General features: G+C 68.8%; 18 protein-coding genes. 4 read left to right on the plus strand and 14 right to left on the minus strand.

Going from position 1 to position 19,541, the window contains the following annotated elements; all coding sequences use genetic code 11:
- Positions 1–2: 2 nt before the first annotated feature.
- The 4 genes from ASD21_RS19025 to ASD21_RS19040 all read right to left on the minus strand — a co-directional run bounded on the left by ASD21_RS19025 (position 3) and on the right by ASD21_RS19040 (position 2,946).
- Positions 3–1,163 carry a GNAT family N-acetyltransferase gene (locus ASD21_RS19025; protein ID WP_056445004.1) on the minus strand — a complete coding sequence of 387 codons (1,161 nt, stop codon included), beginning with the start codon at positions 1,161–1,163 and terminating at the stop codon, positions 3–5.
- Positions 1,160–1,933: a glycerophosphodiester phosphodiesterase gene (locus tag ASD21_RS19030; protein ID WP_056445006.1), complete on the minus strand. Its 774-nt coding sequence runs from the start codon at positions 1,931–1,933 to the stop codon at positions 1,160–1,162. The genes ASD21_RS19025 and ASD21_RS19030 overlap by 4 nt, the downstream gene beginning before the upstream one ends.
- Positions 1,933–2,391, minus strand: a complete 459-nt coding sequence (locus ASD21_RS19035; RefSeq protein WP_056445009.1) for a RidA family protein — start codon at positions 2,389–2,391, stop codon at positions 1,933–1,935. Before ASD21_RS19035 ends, ASD21_RS19030 begins: the two co-directional genes overlap by 1 nt.
- Before the next feature lie 120 nt (positions 2,392–2,511).
- Positions 2,512–2,946 (minus strand): phasin family protein, encoded by a 435-nt coding sequence (locus ASD21_RS19040; RefSeq protein ID WP_056445013.1) that lies wholly within the window; start codon positions 2,944–2,946, stop codon positions 2,512–2,514.
- Positions 2,947–3,252: 306 nt separating this feature from the next.
- Between ASD21_RS19040 and ASD21_RS19045 the strand changes: the two genes are divergently transcribed.
- Positions 3,253–4,572: a D-alanyl-D-alanine carboxypeptidase gene (locus ASD21_RS19045; RefSeq protein WP_056445016.1), complete on the plus strand. Its 1,320-nt coding sequence runs from the start codon at positions 3,253–3,255 to the stop codon at positions 4,570–4,572.
- A gap of 78 nt (positions 4,573–4,650) precedes the next feature.
- On the opposite strand, the gene ASD21_RS19050 is transcribed toward ASD21_RS19045, so the two are convergent.
- Together ASD21_RS19050 and mipZ are read right to left on the minus strand one after the other, a co-directional pair.
- Positions 4,651–5,076: a J domain-containing protein gene (locus tag ASD21_RS19050; protein ID WP_056446194.1), complete on the minus strand. Its 426-nt coding sequence runs from the start codon at positions 5,074–5,076 to the stop codon at positions 4,651–4,653.
- Positions 5,077–5,121: 45 nt separating this feature from the next.
- Positions 5,122–5,958 (minus strand): division plane-positioning ATPase MipZ, encoded by an 837-nt coding sequence (gene mipZ, locus ASD21_RS19055; RefSeq protein WP_056445019.1) that lies wholly within the window; start codon positions 5,956–5,958, stop codon positions 5,122–5,124.
- Between the two features lie 181 nt (positions 5,959–6,139).
- Here mipZ and panC point away from each other — a divergent pair, with 181 nt between their 5' ends.
- On the plus strand, positions 6,140–7,012 hold the full coding sequence (gene panC / locus ASD21_RS19060; RefSeq protein ID WP_056446197.1) for a pantoate--beta-alanine ligase: 873 nt from the start codon (positions 6,140–6,142) through the stop codon (positions 7,010–7,012).
- Between the two features lie 156 nt (positions 7,013–7,168).
- On the opposite strand, the gene ASD21_RS19065 is transcribed toward panC, so the two are convergent.
- The 5 genes from ASD21_RS19065 to ASD21_RS19085 form a co-directional block, all read right to left on the minus strand.
- Positions 7,169–7,570 (minus strand): DUF1489 family protein, encoded by a 402-nt coding sequence (locus ASD21_RS19065; protein WP_056445021.1) that lies wholly within the window; start codon positions 7,568–7,570, stop codon positions 7,169–7,171.
- Between the two features lie 9 nt (positions 7,571–7,579).
- Complete coding sequence (locus ASD21_RS19070; RefSeq protein WP_056445023.1) at positions 7,580–9,541, minus strand: acetyl/propionyl/methylcrotonyl-CoA carboxylase subunit alpha; 1,962 nt, start codon at positions 9,539–9,541, stop codon at positions 7,580–7,582.
- Between the two features lie 10 nt (positions 9,542–9,551).
- The gene (locus ASD21_RS19075) at positions 9,552–10,943 is read right to left on the minus strand and encodes a DUF3667 domain-containing protein (protein ID WP_056445026.1); all 1,392 of its coding nucleotides are present in this window, start codon (positions 10,941–10,943) and stop codon (positions 9,552–9,554) included.
- Positions 10,944–10,963: 20 nt separating this feature from the next.
- Complete coding sequence (locus ASD21_RS19080) at positions 10,964–11,800, minus strand: enoyl-CoA hydratase-related protein (protein ID WP_056445030.1); 837 nt, start codon at positions 11,798–11,800, stop codon at positions 10,964–10,966.
- A 111-nt stretch (positions 11,801–11,911) separates the two neighbouring features.
- Complete coding sequence (locus ASD21_RS19085; RefSeq protein WP_056445033.1) at positions 11,912–13,519, minus strand: carboxyl transferase domain-containing protein; 1,608 nt, start codon at positions 13,517–13,519, stop codon at positions 11,912–11,914.
- 113 nt (positions 13,520–13,632) lie between these two features.
- Here ASD21_RS19085 and ASD21_RS19090 point away from each other — a divergent pair, with 113 nt between their 5' ends.
- Positions 13,633–15,432 carry a patatin-like phospholipase family protein gene (locus ASD21_RS19090; RefSeq protein ID WP_162250261.1) on the plus strand — a complete coding sequence of 600 codons (1,800 nt, stop codon included), beginning with the start codon at positions 13,633–13,635 and terminating at the stop codon, positions 15,430–15,432.
- On the opposite strand, the gene ASD21_RS19095 is transcribed toward ASD21_RS19090, so the two are convergent.
- Positions 15,398–16,174, minus strand: a complete 777-nt coding sequence (locus ASD21_RS19095; RefSeq protein ID WP_056445039.1) for a methyltransferase domain-containing protein — start codon at positions 16,172–16,174, stop codon at positions 15,398–15,400. The two genes, ASD21_RS19090 and ASD21_RS19095, sit on opposite strands and share 35 nt — an antisense overlap.
- Positions 16,175–16,314: 140 nt before the next feature.
- Here ASD21_RS19095 and ASD21_RS25085 point away from each other — a divergent pair, with 140 nt between their 5' ends.
- The gene (locus ASD21_RS25085) at positions 16,315–16,446 is read left to right on the plus strand and encodes a hypothetical protein (protein ID WP_268760997.1); all 132 of its coding nucleotides are present in this window, start codon (positions 16,315–16,317) and stop codon (positions 16,444–16,446) included.
- 520 nt (positions 16,447–16,966) lie between these two features.
- Here the strand turns inward: ASD21_RS25085 and ASD21_RS19100 are convergent.
- Complete coding sequence (locus tag ASD21_RS19100; protein WP_056446204.1) at positions 16,967–18,121, minus strand: isovaleryl-CoA dehydrogenase; 1,155 nt, start codon at positions 18,119–18,121, stop codon at positions 16,967–16,969.
- Positions 18,122–18,199: 78 nt separating this feature from the next.
- Positions 18,200–19,483: a lysozyme-family localization factor SpmX gene (spmX, locus tag ASD21_RS19105; protein WP_056445042.1), complete on the minus strand. Its 1,284-nt coding sequence runs from the start codon at positions 19,481–19,483 to the stop codon at positions 18,200–18,202.
- Positions 19,484–19,541 lie beyond the last annotated feature (58 nt).

A 19,541-nucleotide genomic window follows, 5' to 3' on the forward strand; every position in this document is an offset into this window, starting at 1 on the left:
TCCTAGGTCTCCTGCCGGAACGGCGAGAACTCGTCGGTCAGCATGGCGATCTCGGCGTCGACCGCCTCGCGCTCCCGCTCGAGATACCGCGCCACCGGCTCACGCAGGGCCGGATCGGCGATCCAGTGGGCCGAATAGACCGGACTGGGCAGGTAGCCCCGGGCGATCTTGTGCTGGCCCTGGGCCCCGGCCTCGACGCGCGGCAGGCCCAAGCGGATGCCATGCTCGATGGCCTGGTAGTAGCAGAGCTCGAAATGCAGGAACGGCACGTCCTCGCTGCAGCCCCAGTGACGGCCGTAGAGGCAGTCGCCGCCGATCAGGTTCAGGGCCCCGGCGATCCACGGACCGCCCGGGCGACGCGCCAGGATCAGCAGCACCTTGTCGGCCATCCGCTCGCCCAGCAGCGAATAGAACGCCCGGTTCAGATAGGGCCGGCCCCACTTGCGGCCGCCGGTGTCCATGTAGAAGCCGAAGAACGCGTCCCAGTGGTCCTCGGTCAGCTGGTCGCCGGTCAGGGCGACGATCTCCAGCCCGGCCTGAGCGTCGCGGCGCTCGCGGCGGATGGTCTTGCGGCGATTGGACGACAGGGCGGCCAGGAAGTCGTCGAAGGTCGCGTAGCCGTGGTTGAACCAGTGGTACTGCTGGTCCTGGCGACGCAGCATGCCGCGCTCGCCCATCCACGCCCATTCGTCGGCCGTCGGAAAGGTCACGTGCAGCGATGAGGCCTTCAGGCGGTCGCACAGGGTCAGGGCCCCGCCCAGCAGGGCCGAGCGGCCTTCGTCGACATCGATGTCGGGCCGGACGATCAGGCGTGGGCCGGTGACCGGCGAGAACGGGGCCGAGCACTGGAGCTTGGGATAGTAGCGTCCGCCGGCCCGCTCATAGGCGTCGGCCCAGCTGTGGTCGAAGACGTATTCGCCCTGGCTGTGGGACTTCAGATACAGCGGCATGACCGCCGCCACCCCGCCGGCGGCGTCCTCGACCGACAGGTGATGCGGGGCCCAGCCGGTGCGCTCGACCGCGCAGCCGCTCTCCTCCAAGACGTTCAGGAAATCAAAGCTGACGAACGGGTCGCCGGAGCGGCCGGCGCAGGCGTCCCAGGCGTCGCGGCCGATCTCGGCGATGCGCCGATGGACGCGCACCTCCGCCTTGACGGCTGTCACGCGGCGAAGCCCTCGAAGATCAGGTTGTCGCAATGGTCGCGGACGCTTTCCCACTGCTCGGCCGAGCGCACGGTCCAGGCGATGACCGGCATGCCCTTGGCGCGCAGCAGGTCGGCGCGGGCGCTGGGCAGCATGTCCATGCCCAGGGCCAGGAAGTCCGGCCGGGCGATCTCGATCTGCTCGAGATTGGCCAGCGACTTGCGGACTTCCGGGGCCAGCTTGCGGGCGGCCTCGTCGGCCCAACCGTAGCTGTCCAGGCCGCGCAGGATTTGAGGCTGATGCTCGGCGAACCAGGCGTGGGAATAGGGATTGAAGCCGATCACCGCGGTCGGCCCGTTGTGGTCCAGCAGGATCTCGCTGACCTGCTTCTCCAGCTCGCCGACCTCGCCGAACGGGGTCTTCAGCTCGATATAGACCATGGCCCGGTGACCGATCAGGGTCAGGGCGTCGGCCAGGGTCGGGATGGTCTCGTCCGTGCCCGACAGCGTCAGTTGGCCCAGATCGGCGGCGGTGTGGTCGCGCAGCTTGCCCGGCGCGCCCGTCAGGCGCTCCAGATGATCGTCGTGGAAGACCACCACGTGGTTGTCGGCGGTCAGCTGGACGTCCAGCTCGATCGCGTAGCCCCCGGCGCAGGCGGCCTGGAAGGCGGCCAGGGAGTTCTCGGGCGCGCCGCCGGGCGACCACAGCCCCCGATGCGCCACGGCCGGCTCGAACAGACGCTCCCACGCCTCGCCGAACACCTCGGTTCCGGGGCGGGAACGCGCGCGCATCAGGCCACCTCGACCACGGCGTCGATCTCGACCGAGAAGCCCAGCGGCAGCTTGTAGACCCCCACCGCCGACCGGGCGTGGCGGCCGGCGTCGCCGAACGCCTCGACCATCAGGTCCGAGCAGCCGTTGATGACCCTGGGGATGTCGATGAAGTCCTGGCTGACCTGGACGAAACCGCCCAGCTTGACCACCCGCGTGACCCGGTCGAGGTCGCCGGCGGCCGCCTTCATCTGGGCCAGAAGATTGATCCCGCACAGGCGCGCGCCCTGATGGGCGGTCTCCAGGTCGACATCGGTCCCGACCGTGCCCTTGAGGCCGCCGTTGGCGTCGACCGAGACCTGGCCGGAAATGTGGATCAGGTTTCCCGTCCGGACGAAGGGCACATAGTTGGCGACCGGGGCGACCGGTTGCGGCAATACGATCCCGAGACTTTTCAGACGCTCTTCGACCTTCGACATCACATGCTCCATGACTTGGACGCATGCTTAGCGCGGCGGGATGACAGGACAAGAAAAAAGGCCTGAACCGTTGCCGGCTCAGGCCTTTAAACTGTTGGGCTCCGTAAAGAGCCCGTCGCCTTAGCGGGCGGCTTGCAGCTTTTCGACGGTGGCCGAGACGCGCTCGTTCAACGGCTTCACCGAGTCCTTGATCGAGGCCGAAACGATCTCCGAGGCCTTGCTGACCTGGGCGATGTAGGCTTCGAGGGCCGACTTGGCCCAAGCGGTCTGCAGTTCGACGGCTTCCTGAATGCTCTTGGCGCCGGCCAGCGACTTGGCGGCGGCCACTTGGTCTTCGGCGGCCTTCTTCGAATAGGCGAAGGTCTGGGCGCCCAGGGCTTCGGCGCCCTTGGTGGCGGCGGTCACCGAGGCGACCACGGCTTCCAGGTTCTTCTTCGAATGGGTGTTGGCTTCGGCCAGCGCGGCCAGCGACTTCTCGACGCCGTCCTTGAACGCTTGGTTCGAGGCGGTGCTGAACTGTTCGACGGTGTTCTTGAGGGTTTCAGCGGCGGCCATGGGGGAGGCTCCTGGCAGAGGGGGCGGGGCATGGCGCCGGACAAGCGGGTCCGAACCATGCATTGGGACAACGCCGGTGTCTCATGTTGCAGTGCAGCAGTCAAGAAAATTGTGCAGCGCACCATAACGTTGGGGAAACGCTTGTTTCGTCGCTTAGAAGCTTCGCCGCAACGCCTTGAATTAATCCACATCTGCGGCGAAATCGCTCACCAGTTGTTTACCTTAGAGAAAGGCCGCGACGCGCATGTTAAGGTCACGCGTGTGGCGGTGCGGAACCGCTCAGTTTAAATGACGGACGCATAACTCATGTTCGCCAAGTTTCTGTCCGCCCGTTTCGCACTCGCCGCGGTTGGCCTCGCCGGCGCCCTGATGTTCGGCCTGATCGCGCCGACCACGGCTTCCGCGCAGATCCCCTACCTCCAGATGAACAGCGCCGAGCCCAAGTACGCGGCGATCGTGATCGACGCCAATTCGGGCGAGATGCTCTACGACAAAAGGGCCGACAGCCCGCGCTACCCGGCCTCGGTCACCAAGGTCATGACGCTGTACCTCACCTTCGAGGCGCTCAGCGAAGGCCGCCTGAAGCTGACCGACCGCGTGCCGATCACGCCGCACGCCGCCGCCCAAACCCCGACCAAGTTGGGCCTGCCGGCCGGCGACAGCGTCAGCGTCGACGAAGCCATTCGGGCCATGACCGTGAAGTCGGCCAACGACATCGCCGTGGCCATGGCCGAAAAGCTGGGCGGCAGCGAGTCGCGGTTCGCCGCCCTGATGACCTTGCGCGGTCAGGAACTGGGCATGCGCAACAGCCGCTTCGTCAACGCCTCGGGCCTGCCCGACAGCCGCCAGATCAGCACCGCCCGCGACCTGGCCATCCTGTCGCGCGCCACCATGCGCGACTTCCCGCAGTACTATTCCTACTTCAGCATCAAGGGCTTCGAGTTCCGCGGCCGCTACATCGCCGGCCATAACCGCCTGCTGACCAACATGCCCGGCTTCGACGGCCTGAAGACCGGCTACACCAACGCCTCGGGCTACAACCTCGCCGGCTCGGCCGTGCGCGACGGCCGTCGCCTGATCGCCGTGGTCCTGGGCGGTTCGTCGACCGCCTGGCGCGACAACAACATGGAAGACCTGCTGACCACGGGCTTCGACGTGCTCAAGCGCCGCTCGCACGGCGAGCGCACGAGCATCGCCGCCAACCTCTACGAGGACGAGCCGACCGGTCCGATCATGCGCCCCTCGACCGAGGAAGGGGACGGCGACCAGGCCGGCCTGAAGATCGTGCTGACCGACAACCCCAAGCCCCCCGCCGCCATCAAGGTCTCGCCGACCCTGAAAGCCGCTCAAGCTTCGGCGAAGGGGACCAAGCCGTCGAAGAAGGCCAAGGGCGGATGGGCCGTGCAGGTCGGGGCGTTCAAGTCCAAGAGCCTGGCCAACGAACAGCTGATGCTGGTGCGCTCGCGTTTCGCCAAGTTCGTGGCCGACGCCGAGGGCGCGGTCGAGGGCGCGGCCGGCGGCACGTTCCGGGCGCAGTTCCAGGGCCTGACGGCGGAAGCCGCCCGCGGCGCCTGCCAGGCGATCAGCGCCAAGCGCCAGCCCTGCATGGTTCTGGCGCCGGCCTGAGACGTACCGACTTTCAGCGTCTGGAGCGAAAACCTCGTTCACGCACCGAACGTGAATGTCGATGCGCTCTGAACCGCCCTATTTCCCGTCCAGAAGCCGGTCCCGCGCGGCGTTGAGCTGCGCGGCCAGGCCGGCGGTGCCGCCCTTGTCGGGGTGGGCCAAGCGGATCAGGCGGGCATAGGCCGCCTGGATCTCGGCCCTGGTGGCGTCGGGCCCCACGCCCAGGATCGAGCGCGCCTCGGAGAGGCTGGGTCCGCCCTCCTCCCGCCTCGCCTTGCCGACCGCCGGGCGCTGGCGCGCGGTCGTGGCGCTCCAGGCGCCGATCACCAGCAGGACGATGGAAACCGGCCACTCGCTGCGCACGCCGGCATAGGCCGCGCCGGCGAAGGCCATCAGCGCGGTGACGCCCGCGCCGATCCGCCAGCCGTCGCCCTTCAGGATGCGCGTGGCGCGCCCCGACAGGACGAACAACAGGATCGCGCCGCCCAGCAGCAGATAGAAGATCATATGGCGTCAATCCCCGACGCCGCCTCCAAGACCCGATCCGGCCTATTGGGCGGCGAGCAGAGTTTCCCCGGAATAGGCCGAAAGGCCAAGGGAATGCATCAGGGCCCGCAATTCCTGGCGCGCGGCCAGATGCTGCAGCGACACCGGCACCGGCCGCACCTGCGGCGACAGGTCGGCGATGGTCAGGCCGAACGGGAACAGCTCGCGATAGATCACCCGATCGCGCAGGCCCGGGCCCATGCGGAAGCCCACGCGCTTGGACAGCGCCGTCAGGCGGTCCTCGACGCGCTTGCGGTTGCGGGCCTCGGTGGTGGCCAGGCGGTTGCGCAGCACCACCCAGTCCAGGGCCTGGCGCTGACCCGACAGGGCGCGGGCCTTGCGGGCCTCCCAGACGGTCAGCGAATAGAGGCTGGGCTTCTGCAGCTCCATGGTCACCGGGTCGACGTGGCCCAGCATGTCGAAGTCGACGAAGCTGTCGTTCATCGGCGTGACGATCAGATCGGCCAGGCCATGGGCCATGCGCGAGATGGCGGTGTCGCCGCCGGGGGTGTCGATCAGCACGAAGTCGGCGGCCTCGCGCGCGGCGATGAAGGCGGCCTCGAACTTGGTCACCTGGTCGGCTTCCGGCCCGGCGGCCAGGGCGACGTCGTCGTCGCTGAGTCGGAACTGCAGCGGCTGCGGCAGCGTCACGCCATTGCCGGCGACCCAGGCCGCGCGGTTCTCGAAGAACCGCATCGAGGTGCATTGGCGCAGGTCGAGATCCAGCAGCGCCACCTTGGCGCCGCCGTACAGCAGCGCCGTGGCGAGATGGACGGCGATGGTGGACTTGCCCGCCCCGCCCTTCTCATTGCCGACGACGATGACACGCTTTTCGGCCATGCCTTCTTTCCTTCTTTTCGCCCGACTCGGCGACTCTCAATGAAAGATTAACACGCAGGAGACGCCGTGAGAGGACGCGACGTCAATCCGGGGGCGCGTTGCCTGTGGACCCATTGTCGCAGGTGGACGCCCGGACCTGCGTCCGTCATAAGCCAACGCCTGTTCGAGACAGGAGTTGGCCGTGGTCCCCCAGGCACTTGGCAAGACGCCGAAGATCGTCCGCACCGTCGCCGAGTTGCGCGCCCAGGTCGCCGCCTGGAAGGCCGTGGGCGAGCGCGTGGCGCTGATCCCGACCATGGGCGCCCTGCACGAGGGACACCTGTCGCTGATCGCGCTGGGTCAGGCCCACGCCCGGCGCACCGTGGCCAGCGTGTTCGTCAATCCCAAGCAGTTCGCCCCGCACGAGGACTTCGATTCCTATCCGCGCGGCGAGGCCCGCGACGCCGAGCTGCTGGCCGGCGTCGGCTGCGACCTGATGTTCGCGCCCAATGTCGACGAGATGTACGCCCCGGGCTTCTCGACCACCGTCAACCTGACCGGGGTCTCCGAACCGCTGGAGGGCGCGGCCCGGCCGCAGTTCTTCGGCGGGGTGGCCACCGTGGTGACCAAGCTCCTGCTGCAGTCCCAGGCCGATGTCGCGATCTTCGGCGAGAAGGACTACCAGCAGCTGCAGGTCATCCGGAGGGTGGTCAAGGACCTGGACATCCCGGTCGAGATCGTCGGCGCGCCCACCGCCCGGGCCGAGGACGGCCTGGCCCTGTCCTCGCGCAACGCCTATCTCAGCCCCGAGGAGCGCGCCGCCGCCGTCGCCCTGCCCGACGCCATGAAGGCCGCGGCCAGGGCCGTGGCCGCGGGCGGTCGGATCGACGAGGCCGAGGCCGCCGCCAAGGCCGCCCTGAACGCCGCCGGCTTCCGCCAGGTGGACTATGTCGACATCCGCGAGGCCGGCGACCTGTCGCGCCTGGGTCCGGGCCCGATCGGCGACGCGCGAGGCCGCATCCTGGTGGCGGCGTGGCTGGGCAAGACCCGGCTGATCGACAACATGGCTGTCTAGCTCAAACCCATTGAATCCGCTCATCCCGGCGAATGCCGGGACCCAGATGGGAATGGCGGTGTGGCGGGTTCCATGAACTCAGCGCTCGACCAATCAGACTCCCCGCCATGAGATCTGGGTCCCGGCATTCGCCGGGATGAGCGGATCATGGGGTGATCACCAGGCCCCCAGCTCGCGCAGCTGACGCGCCAGCTCCAGCGGCATGTCGGCGGCCTCGCCCTCGGTCAGGTCGGCCGGGACATCCTCGTGCTTCAGATACCGCCAGCCCTGGAACGGGCGGCGGGGCGTCGGGACCACGCGGACGATGGTCGGATCGACCGTCACCTCGCAGCGCGAGGCCTGGCCCTCGCCGACCGTATCGATCGCCAGGATGGTCTGGCGGCAGACGATCTGGCCCTTCATCACCCGGTACAGCGAACCGCCGGCCAGCACCTCGTCGACGCGCTTGGGGGTCATGCGGGTGTGCATGATCCACGGACGGTCGGCCTCGGCGTGCCAGGCGACCAGTTCCTCGATATTGTCGCAACCGACGACCAGCTTGATGATGTGCAGGGGCATGGCGGCTACTTAGGCGACCGGCTCCAGCTTCGCCAGCACCACGCCTTCGCTGACCTGGCCGCCGGCGACCGCCGACAGCTCGGCGACCACGCCGTCGAACGGCGCGGCCAGGGCGTGCTCCATCTTCATGGCTTCCAGGGTCAGCAAGGTCTGGCCCTTGGTGACGGTCTGACCGGCCTCGACGGCCACCGAGACGATCTTGCCCGGCATCGGCGACAGGATCGCCCCGTCCGACGCCGCGACATGGGCCGCGCCGACCTTGGGCGCGAAGTCGAACTCGCGGACGTCGCCGCCCTCGAACACGTACAGCGGGTCACTTCCGAACGTGGACGGCAGCAGGTCGACATCATCCAGCGGCCGGCCGTCCTCGACGGTGATGTCCCAGGACCAGTCGTCGCCGCTTCCACCGGCCAAGGCCACGCGCAGGGGCACGGCCTTGCCGTCCACCGACATCGGCAGGTCCATCGCCGCGCGAGGCGCGTTCATCCGGAAGCCCAGCAGGCGCGACGGGGCGCTGGCCCAGACGTCGGCCCGGGGCTGGTCGGCCTCCATGAAGGCTTCCAGGCGCTGGCCGATCGCCGCCAGGGTCGGGGCGTCGGTGAAGGCGCGGTCGGTCAGCTCTTCCAGCCGGGCCTCGATGAAGCCGGTGTCCACCGCGCCCTCGACGAAGTCGGGATGGCCGGCGCACTTGGCCAGGAAGGCGGCGTTGGTCTTGACGGGCCAGACCTCGACCAGGCGGCAGGCCTCGGCCAGGCGCGCGGCGGCGTCCTCGCGGTCGACGCCGTGGGCGATCAACTTGGCGATCATCGGGTCGTAGAACGGGGTGACCTCGCCGCCCTCCTCCACCGCGCTGTCGACTCGCACGTCGCCCTCGGGCAGGCGGAAATGGGTCAACGGACCGGTGCTGGGCAGGAAGCCGGTGGCCGGGTTCTCGGCGTAGAGGCGCGCCTCCATGGCCCAGCCGTCCAGCGTGATCTCTTCCTGGGCCAGCGGCAGGGGCTCGCCCGAGGCCACCAGCAGCTGCCACTCGACCAGGTCCTGGCCGGTGACCATCTCGGTGACCGGGTGTTCGACCTGCAGCCGGGTGTTCATCTCCATGAACCAGATGCGGTCGGCGCGCAGGCCTTCGGAGGCGTCGGCGATGAACTCCACCGTGCCGGCCCCGACATAACCCACGGCCTGGGCCGCCTTGACCGCCGCCCCGCAGACGGCGGCGCGGGTGGCCTCGTCCATGCCGGGGGCCGGGGCCTCCTCGATGACCTTCTGGTGGCGGCGCTGCAGCGAGCAGTCGCGCTCGAACAGGTGGACGACATTGCCGTGCGTGTCGCCGAACACCTGCACCTCGATGTGGCGCGGACGGGTGACGTACTTCTCCAGCAGCACCCGGTCGTCGCCGAAGCTGGCGCTGGCCTCGCGCTGGCACGAGGCCAGCATCGCGGCGAAGTCCTCGGCCTTGTCGACCTTGCGCATGCCCTTGCCGCCGCCGCCGGCCACGGCCTTGATCAAGACCGGGAACCCGATCTTACCGGCCTCGGCGGCCAGGCGTTCGACCGACTGGTCCTCGCCCAGATAGCCGGGCGTGGTGGGCACGCCCGCCGCGATCATCACCTTCTTGGCCGCGTCCTTCAGGCCCATGGCGCGGATCGCCGAGGGCGGCGGGCCGATCCAGACCAGGCCGGCGTCGATCACCGCCTGGGCGAAATCCGCGTTCTCGGACAGGAAGCCGTAGCCGGGGTGGATCGCCTCGGCGCCGGTCTGGCGGGCGGCGGTCAGGATCTTCTCGGGGACCAGGTAGCTCTCGCGCGCCGGGGCCGGGCCGATCAGGATGGCGACGTCGGCCTCCATCACGAACGGGGCCTCGGCGTCCGCCTCGGAATAGACCGCGATCGTCCGCACGCCCAGCTCACGGGCGGTGCGGATGATCCGACGGGCGATTTCGCCGCGATTGGCGATGAGGACGGAGGCGATCAAAGCGAAATTCCTAGATCTGGGCCAGGGCGAAAATCATCAGCACGCCCATCAGCAGGACGAACGAGAACATGGTCGACCACCAGACGATCAGGGTCTTGATGATCGCGCCGGGGATGCTGGAGCCGTACCCGCCGCGCAGGGTCTGAAACAGGTTGATCGGCGTCCAGACCATCAGCAGGAAGAACCACCAGCCTCGGACGGGATCGGGCAGCACCAGTCCGAGCGCATTGGTCAGGAACGCGAACGACAGCAGGTTGGTCGCCACAAGCATGTGGTCGTAGACGAAGAACTGCCGCTTGTTCAGATAGACCAGGGTCAGGCTCAGGCCCAACATCGGCAACAGCAGCACCGCCAGCCGGTGCCCCCAGCCGAACATGACCACCATGTAGTATTCGGGGTTCTCCAGCGCCTTGACCAGGCCGGCCTTGAGCCAGTGCTCCTGGCCGTGCGCCGCTTCCGTTCCGGCCGCGCCGTGCGCATCCGCGTCGGCCTTGGGCTCGGCGATGTTGGGCGTCATGATGTGGACGCCGCCGACGGTGGCCGTCTCGGTCGCGTTCTCGGCGATGCGATCGGCCTCGGCCTCGACCCGACTGCTGTCGAAGCTGGTGACCTTGGCCGCGCGGATCTGGTCGGCCGCCGCCTTGCGCATCTTCTTGTCGGCTTCGAGAACCTCCTGGGCCGCCAGGGGGTTGGTGCGCAGGTGCTCGGCGTCGGCCACGGCCTTGTCGTAACGCTTCTGGGCCTTGGCGACGTCGGCCTGGTACTCGACCGGAGCCTGAGCGACGGCGTCCTGGTAATCCTTCTGGACCTTGGCCTTGTCCTGGTCGGAATCCTTCAGCGCCTCGTCGCGATCCTTCGCCGCCTCGGCCAGGGTCGAGTCGCGGTCCTCGGCGGCCTCCTTCAGGCGGGCGTCACGATCCTTGACGGCCTCGGCGCGCATGCGGTCGGCCTCGGCGGCGCGGCCCTGCGGCGTGGCCAGGGCCTCGGCCCGCTTGTGAACCGCTTCCTCGGTGTGGTGCTTGACCGAATGGATGGCGTGCTCGGCCGCGAAGATGAACAGCAGCAGGGCCACCAGAAAGGTGCGGAACGGCGGCACGTGCCGCACGATGCGCCCTTCCATGTAGTCCTTGGCCAACACGCCGGGCTTGAAGAACAACAGCGGCAGGGTGTTGGCCAAGCGGCCGTCGAGGTGGAACATCCCCTCGATGGCTTCCCAGATCAGGTGCAGGATCGAGCGGTGATGCGTGTCGGCGTTCTGGCCGCAGGAATAGCAGTACCAGCCCTCCAGGGGCGTCCCGCAGTTCTTGCAGGGCTCGCCCTGGTGGGTGAAGGGCTTCTTCTTCGGGCGAATGAAGCTCGCCGCGGAGTCCACCGCCCCAGTTTCCAGATCCGCCGCCGTCATTTATGGCCCCCTGCTCGACTCTAGATGGTCCAGCCGGGTTTACGGCGTTCGAGGAACGCGCGCACGCCTTCTTGTCCTTCGTCCGACACACGGCGGCGCGCGATGCGTTTTGCCGTCTCGTCGATCAGGCCGCGGTCGATCTTTTGGCCGACGAAGTCGTTGACCAGGGCCTTGGCGTCGCCGATCGCGCCGGGGGCGCAGGCCGCGACCTCCTCGATCAGGGCGTCCTGGGCGGCGACCAGGCCGGCGGCGTCGTCGAACACCTCGTCGACCAGGCCGTAGCTCCAGGCCTGGTCGGCGTCGAACATCCGGCCGGTGGCGAACAACAGCTTGGCGGTGCGCGGCCCCAGGGCGGCGATCACATAGGGACTGATGGTGGCCGGGGTCAGGCCCAGCTTGACCTCGGAGAAGGCGAACCTGGCGTCGGCCGTGGCCAGGGCGTGGTCGCAGGCCGCGACCAAGCCCGCCCCGCCGCCGAAGGCCGGCCCCTCGACCAGGGCCACGGTCAGGGCCGGGATGTCGTGCAGGGCCTTGAGCATGTGGGCCAGGCCCAAGGCGTCGTCGCGGTTGTCGTCCTCGCTCCAGCCGGCCGCCGCCTTCATCCATTCCAGGTCGGCCCCGGCGCTGAACGCCCCGCCCACTCCGCGCAGGAAGACGATCCGCACGCCCTCGGCTCCGTGCAGGGTCTCGAACGTCTGGTGCAGGGCGGCGATGGTCGCCGCGTCGAAGGCGTTCTTCTTGGCCGGTCGGTTGATCCAGACGGTGACCGCGCCGCCGAGCGTGGAGTCCAGATGGACCAGCGGCGTCATGGCGTCGGTGGGGATCTCCGCGATCGGATCGACGATAGGGTTGGTCATGACATCCACTTTCTTGGCCCGCCCTCGTCCTTCGACAAGCTCAGGATGAGGGCTAATCCGACATTTGAATTCCTCATCCTGAGCTTGTCGAAGGACGAGGGCTTCCACCAATCACATCCGGAAGACGCCGAAGGTGGTCTCGGGGATCGGGGCGTTCAGGCTGGCGCTGATCGCCAGGCCCAGTACGTCGCGGGTCTGGGCCGGGTCGATGATCCCGTCGTCCCACAGGCGGGCGGTGGCGTGGTAGGGGTCGCCCTCGGCCTCGTAGCGGTCGCGGATCGGGGCCTTGAAGGCTTCCTCGTCCTCGGCCGCCCAGGTCTCGCCCTTGGCCTCCATCCCGTCGCGCTTGATGGTCGACAGCACGCTGGCCGCCTGCTCGCCGCCCATCACGCTGATGCGGCTGTTGGGCCAGGTGAACAGGAAGCGCGGGCTGTAGGCGCGGCCGCACATGCCGTAGTTGCCGGCCCCGAAGCTGCCGCCGATCAGCACGGTGAACTTGGGCACCTCGGCGCTGGCGACCGCCGTGACCAACTTGGCGCCGTCCTTGGCGATGCCGCCGGCCTCGTACTTGCCGCCGACCATGAAGCCCGAGATGTTCTGCAGAAAGACCAGTGGAATCTTGCGCTTGCAGGCCAATTCTATGAAGTGCGCGCCCTTCACGGCGCTCTCGCTGAACAGCACGCCGTTGTTGGCCAGGATGGCCACCGGCTGGCCCCAGATCCGCGCGAAGCCGCAGACCAGGGTCGTGCCGTACAGCGCCTTGAACTCGTCGAACTCGCTGCCGTCGACGATGCGGGCGATCACCTCGCGCACGTCGTAGGGGGCGCGCACGTCGGTGGGCACGATGCCGTACAGCTCGGCCGGATCGTGGACAGGCGGCCTGGCGTCGCGGATCTCGGTCTCGACCCGCTTGGTGGTGTTCAGGTTGGCGACGATCGAGCGGACGATCTCCAGCGCGTGCTCGTCGTCATTGGCCACGTGGTCGACCACGCCCGAGCGCCGGCCGTGGGTGTCGGCCCCGCCCAGTTCCTCGGCCGAGATGACCTCGCCCGTCGCGGCCTTCACCAGCGGCGGGCCGGCCAGGAAGATGGTGCCCTGGTCGCGGACGATCAACGTCTCGTCGCTCATGGCCGGCACATAAGCCCCGCCGGCCGTGCACGAGCCCATGACGCAGGCGATCTGGGCGATGCCCGCCGCGCTCATCCGGGCCTGGTTGAAGAAGATGCGGCCGAAGTGGTCGCGGTCGGGGAAGACCTCGGCCTGGTGCGGCAGGTTGGCCCCGCCGCTGTCGACCAGATAGACGCACGGCAGGCGGTTCTGCTGGGCGATCTCCTGGGCGCGCAGGTGCTTCTTCACCGTCATCGGGAAATAGGCGCCGCCCTTCACGGTGGCGTCGTTGGCGACGATCATCACCTCGCGGCCCGAAACCCGGCCGATGCCGGTGATCACGCCGGCGCCGGGCGCCTCGCCGTTATAGAGGTCGCAGGCGGCCAGCTGGCCGATCTCCAGGAACGGCGAGCCGGGGTCCAGCAGCCGCTCGACGCGCTGGCGGGGCAAGAGCTTGCCGCGGGCCGCGTGACGCGTCCGGGCGGTTTCCGGCCCGCCCAGCGCCGCCCGCGCGACCCTTTCGCGCAGCGTCTCGACGAGGGCGCGGTTGTGCGCGGCGTTTTTGGCGAAAGTCTCGCCGTTCTTGTCGATACCCGTGTTCATCTTCGGCATTATCGAGGCATAGCCTTTTCCGTTTCCCACCGAAAGCCGCAGTTTTTGACCTTCGATGGTCAAGGTCCGCGGTTCAAGTTAGCGTCCCACCCGTGGTCACCCTGCCCGACTTCATGGCCGATACGGCCCTCGCCCGGCTCTTCGCGCAAGAACACCGCGAAGGCGACGCCGCCTGGTTCTCGTTGCCGGGCGGCGCGACACTCTACGCGCCCGGCGAGGCGGCGGACTATCTCTACTTCCTGCGCACGGGACGGCTGGGGGCCTTTCGGCGGGAAGAAGGCCAGGAGTCGCAGTTCCTGGGGGTGATCCGCCCCGGCGAACCGGCCGGCGAGATGGCGATGATCGCCGGCTCGCCCCATTCGGCCAACCTGGTGGCCCTGCGCGATTCGGAAATCCTGGCCCTGCCCCGCGCCGCCTTCTTCGAGGCCGTCGAGCGCGATCCGGCGGTGATGATCGAGCTGTCGCGGCTGATGATCCGCCGGGCCCGCAACGCCGGGGCGCACGCCTCGATCGGCGACCCTTCGGTCTACGGCTTCATCGCGGTCGAGCCCGACAAGCCGATCCGGCCGATCGTCGAACGCATCGCCCACGCCATCGGGGTCCTGGGCTATTCGGTCACCGTCGAGGGCGCGGAATCCCTGCTGGCCCCGACCGAGTGGTTCAGCGGCGTCGAACGCCAGCACGACTTCGTGCTCTATGTGGCCGAGGCCGGAGAGACGGCCTGGAAGCACGTGGTCGGCCGCCAGGTGGACCGGCTGTTTCGCGTCGGCCTGGGCGACCACAAGCCGCCGGCGGTCATTCCGTCCTATGCCTCGGGTCCGTTGCAGGACCAGCGCCTGGTCGACCTGATCCTGCTGCAGCCGGCCGCCGTGACCCATCCCAAGGGCTCGGGCGAATGGCTGAACGCCACCCAGGCCGCGCGGCTGTTCCATTTGCGCGAGAACGGCATGGCCGACGTGCAGCGCCTGGCCCGGGTGCTGACCGGCCAGTCGGTGGGCCTGGTGCTGTCGGGCGGCGGCGCGCGGGCCTACGCCCATGTCGGCGCGATCCAGGCCCTGCGCGAACGCGGCGTGCCGATCGACTTCGTCGGCGGCGCCTCGATGGGCGCGGTCGTCGCCGCGGGCCTGGCCATGGGCTGGGACGACGGCGAGATGGAGACCCGCATCCGCAAGGCCTTCGTCGAGACCAGCCCGCTGGACGACATCGCCTTCCCCCTGGTGGCCATGACCCGGGGCCTGAAGGTCAAGGCGCGGCTGAACGAACACTTCGACGACATCGAGATCGCCGACCTGTGGCTGCCGTTCTTCTGCGTGTCGTCGAACCTGACCTCGGGGGCCTATCACCTGCACCGCCAGGGCCTGCTGCGCGACGCTCTGCGGGCCTCGATCTCGCTGCCCGGCGTGCTGCCGCCGGTGACCGACGGCAATTCGGTGCTGGTCGACGGGGCGGTGATGAAGAACTTCCCGGCCGACGTCATGCGCGCCTTCCAGCTGGGTCCGATCGTCGGGGTGGACGTCACGCGTGGCCGCAGCATCACCGCCGACGACGTCGACCGCCCGGCCTCGCTGTGGACCTGGTTCTGGTCCGGCGAATGGCGCAAGGGCCCGCCGATCGTCGCCCTGCTGATGCGGGCCGCCACGGTCTCGACCGGCCGCGACCTGACCGCCAGCCGCGAGGCCACCGACGTGCTGATCACCCCCAAGCTGGACAAGATCGACATCCGCGACTGGAAGGCCTTCGAACCCGCCGTCGCCGCCGGCCGCGCCGCCGCGGCCCAGGCCGTCGACGGCCTGGGCAAGCCGGTCAGCGAGCTGCGCCGGCGGCCCAGCCTGGCCGACCTGGCCGCCCAAGCCGCCCAAGCCGCCCAGGGGGCCGCCGTCAGCGGCGGCGGGCGACCACGAACAGCCGGGTGAACGGAAACAGGGTCGCCCCGTCCTCGCGGCGCGGATAGTCGACCGCCAGCCGCTCGCGCCAGGCCGCCAGGAAGGCCGCCCGCTCGGCCGGATCGCTGAAGGCCTCCAGATAGGGCCGCAGGCTCGTGCCCGACGTCCAGTCGACGATCGGGTCGTCGCCGCCCAGAGCGTGGACATAGGTCGTCACCCAGACGTCGAGGTCCTGGCTCAGGGGCGACAGCCAGTCATGATAGGGGCGCGGATCGACGCCGGAGCGCACGCGCTCGATATCGGCCAGCCGCGAGGCCCAGGGCCCGTCCGCCGCCACCTCTCGCAGGCTGCGCCGCCAGCCGTCGTCGGCCACCACGGGGATCTGGCAGGCCAGGACGCCGCCGGGCGCCAGCAGGCCCATCAGGCGCGGGAACAGCGCCGCGTGGTCGTCCACCCACTGCAGGGCGGCGTTGGTGAAGATCAGATCGGGCGGGATCTCGGGGGCGAAGGTCGCGATGTCGCCCAGCACCCAGTCGATGTCGGCCCGCATCGCCCTGCCCCGCGCCAGCATCTCCGGACTGGTGTCCAGGCCGTGCACGCGGGCGCTCGGATGGCGCATCGCCAGCAGGGCCGCGTGCTCGCCGGTCCCGCAGCCCAGGTCCCAGATCTCGCGCGGCTCCAGGTCCCGCGGGATCTGCAGCATCAGGTCCAGGGCTGGTCGGTCGCGATAGGCCTTGTAGCGCTGATAGATGTCGGGATCCCAGACCGGCATCCGGCCCTCCGTGCAAGAACTGCGACAATCGGTCCGCTCATTTGCGCCGATGCGTAGCTTTTGTCGCATGGGTCCGGAAGCCGACAATGCCTATCTTTGGTTAAGGCGCTGACCTAACGCGCCGCCAGATGGAAACCGAAGTGACCCGCTCCGCCGCCACCGCTATCGCCATCACCGCCAAGTCTTCGGCCGTGAACGTGCATCGCCTGGGCATGCTGGGCCTCAATCTCGGTCTTTGGACCCTCATCGTCGTGATCGCGCGGGCCCTCTAGCCTGATCCCGACGATGTGGTCCCGGGTCGCGCATGTCCCCCCTTTTGCGCGACCCGGGAGTGCCTTTCACTCCGTCATCCGCCTTCTGATGAAGCCTTCACGCGCCGCGACGTACGGTCGCGACATTGCCCCTTTGCAGAACCGCCGAACGGCGCCCATATTCCTCTTGTGTTGTTCAACAACTGAAAGGAGGTGACCAGTGTCTCATTGTCTCCAACCGAGGTCGCGAGTGACCTGGAGCCTGAAGATCGAGGTTTCCAACTGAGGGCGTTGAACGCCTAAGGTTCAAGTCACGCCGCGACGCGGCTACGACGATGGAGGGCCGTCCCGAGCGATCGGGGCGGCCCTTACATTTTTGTCGCCACCTAGGTTCTCCCCCTGTGGGGGAGGTGTCGGCGAAGCCGACGGAGGGGGGAGTGATCAGCAGGCGCCCGCCTGCAGGATCCGTCCTCCCTCCCCCCCACCGATCGCTGCGCGATCGCCTCCCCCCACGGGGGGAGGGCCTGGAGAACAGGCCGCCCTACGCCCCCACCAGCTCCCGCCCGATCAGGAACCTGCGGATCTCGTTGGTCCCCGCGCCGATGTCGTAGAGCTTGGCGTCGCGCACCAGGCGCTCGACCGGCCATTCCTTGGTGTAGCCCGCGCCGCCCAGGGCCTGGACGGCCTCCAGCGACACCTTCACCGCGTTCTCGCTGGCCATCAGGATGGCGCCCGCCGCGTCGAACCGAGTGGTCTTGCCGGCGTCGCAGGCGCGGGCCACGGCATAGACGTAGGCCCGGGCCGAATTCAGCGCCACGTACATGTCGGCCACCTTGCCCTGCATCAGCTGGAACGAGCCGATCGCCTGGCCGAACTGCTTGCGCTCGCGGACATAGGGCAGCACCACGTCCAGGCAGGCCTGCATGATGCCCAGCGGTCCGGCCGACAGCACGGCGCGCTCGTAATCCAGGCCGCTCATCAGCACCCCGACCCCGCCGCCCACCGGGCCCATCACATTCTCTTCCGGGACCTCGCAGTCCTCGAACACCAGCTCGGCGGTGTCCGATCCGCGCATGCCCATCTTGTCGAGCTTCTTGGAGACGCTGAAGCCCTTCATGCCCTTCTCGATCAGGAAGGCGGTGATGCGCTTTTCGTCGGTCTTGGCGTAGACCACCAGAGTGTCGGCGTGCGGGGCGTTGGTGATCCAGAACTTCGTGCCGTTCAGCACATAGCGGTCGCCGACCTGCTCCGCCTTCAGCTTCATCGACACCACGTCCGAGCCCGAGCCGGCCTCGCTCATGGCCAGCGAGCCGACGTGCTCGCCGCTGATCAGCTTGGGCAGGTAGCGCTGCTTCTGCTCCGGCGTGCCCCAGCGGCGGATCTGGTTGACGCAGAGATTGGAGTGGGCGCCGTAGCTGAGGCCGACCGAGGCCGAGGCCCTGGAGACCTCCTCCATGGCGATCACGTGCTCGAGATAGCCCAGGCCCAGCCCGCCGAACTCTTCCTCGACGGTGATGCCGTGCAGGCCCAGGTCGCCCATCGGGATCCAGAGGTCGCGGGGAAATTCGTTGGTCTCGTCGATCCTGGCGGCGATCGGTGCGATGCGGTCGGCCGCGAAGCGGGCGGTGGTGTCACGGATCGCGTCGGCCGTCTCGCCCAGCGCGAAGTCCATCGAGGGTGCGGTTTGGTTCGTCATGATCGCCTGCATAGCACAAACGCCCGCGGATCAAGCAGACCCGCGGGCGTTCATGCTCTGAATGGTCTAGATTCAGGTCTAGTCTTCGCCCATCGGCTCGGGATCGCCCAGCCGACGCATCAGCAGATAGGCCGAGGTGGCGAAGCAGATCATGCCGATCACGCTGGCGCCCCAGCCGAACATCTTGATCGGCGACAGGCCTTCGTTGGCCCCGACGCTGAGGTTCCACAGGATGCCGCCGCCGAACAGGGCCAGGCCCAGCAGGCCCAGGCTGACCAGCAGGCTGATCCCGCCGAAGGCGTGCGGCTGCACGTGGGCGAAGGCGACGTCCTGCGGTTCCAGCTCGACCGGGCCGCTGGTGGAGAAGCCGCCCAGGTTGAACAGCGAGCCGTTGGTGGACGCGCGCGCGGTTTCGAACAGGCCGGGCTCGCTGCTCGTCGCGGCGGCCGGCTCGAAGGCCGGCGGCGGCGGCGGCGCGAAGGCCGATTCGGCGACCGGCTCTTCCGGCGTCAGCTGGAACGGCGCGACGGGCTCGCTGGCGACCGACGGCTCGGGGGTCGGGTAGACGAACGGCGACGGCGCGGCGGCGGCGGCCAAGGCGGGCGGCTCCGGCAGGACCAGGTCCTGGGTCGGGGCGGCCAGCCCGCGGGCCGGCGCCATGGCGGCGGACTCGTCGGGCAGGATCGCCTCGAGACGCGCGCCGACGGCGGCGGCCGCCTGTTCGCTGGCGCTGGGCCCGGCGCCGTTCAGCGCCAAGGCGGGCGAGCCGTCCTGGCGCAGCGCGATGGCCTTGTCGCCGTTCAGCGAAGCGGTGATCGCGGCGGGAGCCTGGCTGGGGACCAGCTTCCCGGCGTCGTAGTCGATCTTGGGACGCAGCACCGGGCTGGGCGCGGCCACCCAGTGGCCGTCGGCCGGAGTCAGGAACAGCGCCTTCTCGGCCGAACGCCGGCGAACCAGGGCGTCGATGACGATGCGCTCGCCCTCGAAATCGGCCTTGCGCCACATCTCCATCTCGCAGGCCGCCTGCAGCAGCGCGCCCTCGTTCAGGCGACGCAACACGGCCGAGCGGACGAAGTTTTCCGTGCCGATGTTGAAGGCGAAGCAGACCAGGGCGTCGAACTGGTTCTGGTTCAGCGGCGTGTAGACGTTCTCGTTGACCGCATGGGCCACGGTGATCAGGTCGTAAAGCAGCAGAGCTTCAGCGTCCTGTTCCGAGACAGACGCCCCGGCCCGCGCGGTCAGGGTGTGGCCGTAGCCCAGCGTCCAGCGCCCATCGGGCAGCTGCGCGGCTTTCATCCGGTACCCTTCGAACCTCTTGATGAGATCGACGGCGGCGCGGGAGACCTGATAACGCGGTTTCATCGCCAAGAATGACCCAGTTTGAGACAGACGCGGATGCGTTCGGGGTGCTCCGCGCAAG

The sequence above is a fragment of the Caulobacter sp. Root1455 genome (assembly GCF_001426905.1).
In the GTDB taxonomy this organism is placed as follows: domain Bacteria; phylum Pseudomonadota; class Alphaproteobacteria; order Caulobacterales; family Caulobacteraceae; genus Caulobacter.

What these genes read in the sequence shown, in the direction of transcription:
- ASD21_RS19030 (WP_056445006.1), bottom strand. Translation starts at nt 1,933, where the DNA reads ATGCGCGCGCGTTCCCGCCCCGGAACCGAGGTGTTCGGCGAGGCGTGG.
- ASD21_RS19035 (WP_056445009.1), bottom strand. Translation starts at nt 2,391, where the DNA reads ATGTCGAAGGTCGAAGAGCGTCTGAAAAGTCTCGGGATCGTATTGCCG.
- ASD21_RS19040 (WP_056445013.1), bottom strand. Translation starts at nt 2,946, where the DNA reads ATGGCCGCCGCTGAAACCCTCAAGAACACCGTCGAACAGTTCAGCACC.
- ASD21_RS19045 (WP_056445016.1), top strand. Translation starts at nt 3,253, where the DNA reads ATGTTCGCCAAGTTTCTGTCCGCCCGTTTCGCACTCGCCGCGGTTGGC.
- mipZ (WP_056445019.1), bottom strand. Translation starts at nt 5,958, where the DNA reads ATGGCCGAAAAGCGTGTCATCGTCGTCGGCAATGAGAAGGGCGGGGCG.
- ASD21_RS19065 (WP_056445021.1), bottom strand. Translation starts at nt 7,570, where the DNA reads ATGCCCCTGCACATCATCAAGCTGGTCGTCGGTTGCGACAATATCGAG.
- ASD21_RS19075 (WP_056445026.1), bottom strand. Translation starts at nt 10,943, where the DNA reads ATGACGGCGGCGGATCTGGAAACTGGGGCGGTGGACTCCGCGGCGAGC.
- ASD21_RS19080 (WP_056445030.1), bottom strand. Translation starts at nt 11,800, where the DNA reads ATGACCAACCCTATCGTCGATCCGATCGCGGAGATCCCCACCGACGCC.
- ASD21_RS19085 (WP_056445033.1), bottom strand. Translation starts at nt 13,519, where the DNA reads ATGCCGAAGATGAACACGGGTATCGACAAGAACGGCGAGACTTTCGCC.
- ASD21_RS19090 (WP_162250261.1), top strand. Translation starts at nt 13,633, where the DNA reads ATGGCCGATACGGCCCTCGCCCGGCTCTTCGCGCAAGAACACCGCGAA.
- ASD21_RS19095 (WP_056445039.1), bottom strand. Translation starts at nt 16,174, where the DNA reads ATGCCGGTCTGGGATCCCGACATCTATCAGCGCTACAAGGCCTATCGC.
- ASD21_RS19100 (WP_056446204.1), bottom strand. Translation starts at nt 18,121, where the DNA reads ATGACGAACCAAACCGCACCCTCGATGGACTTCGCGCTGGGCGAGACG.
- spmX (WP_056445042.1), bottom strand. Translation starts at nt 19,483, where the DNA reads ATGAAACCGCGTTATCAGGTCTCCCGCGCCGCCGTCGATCTCATCAAG.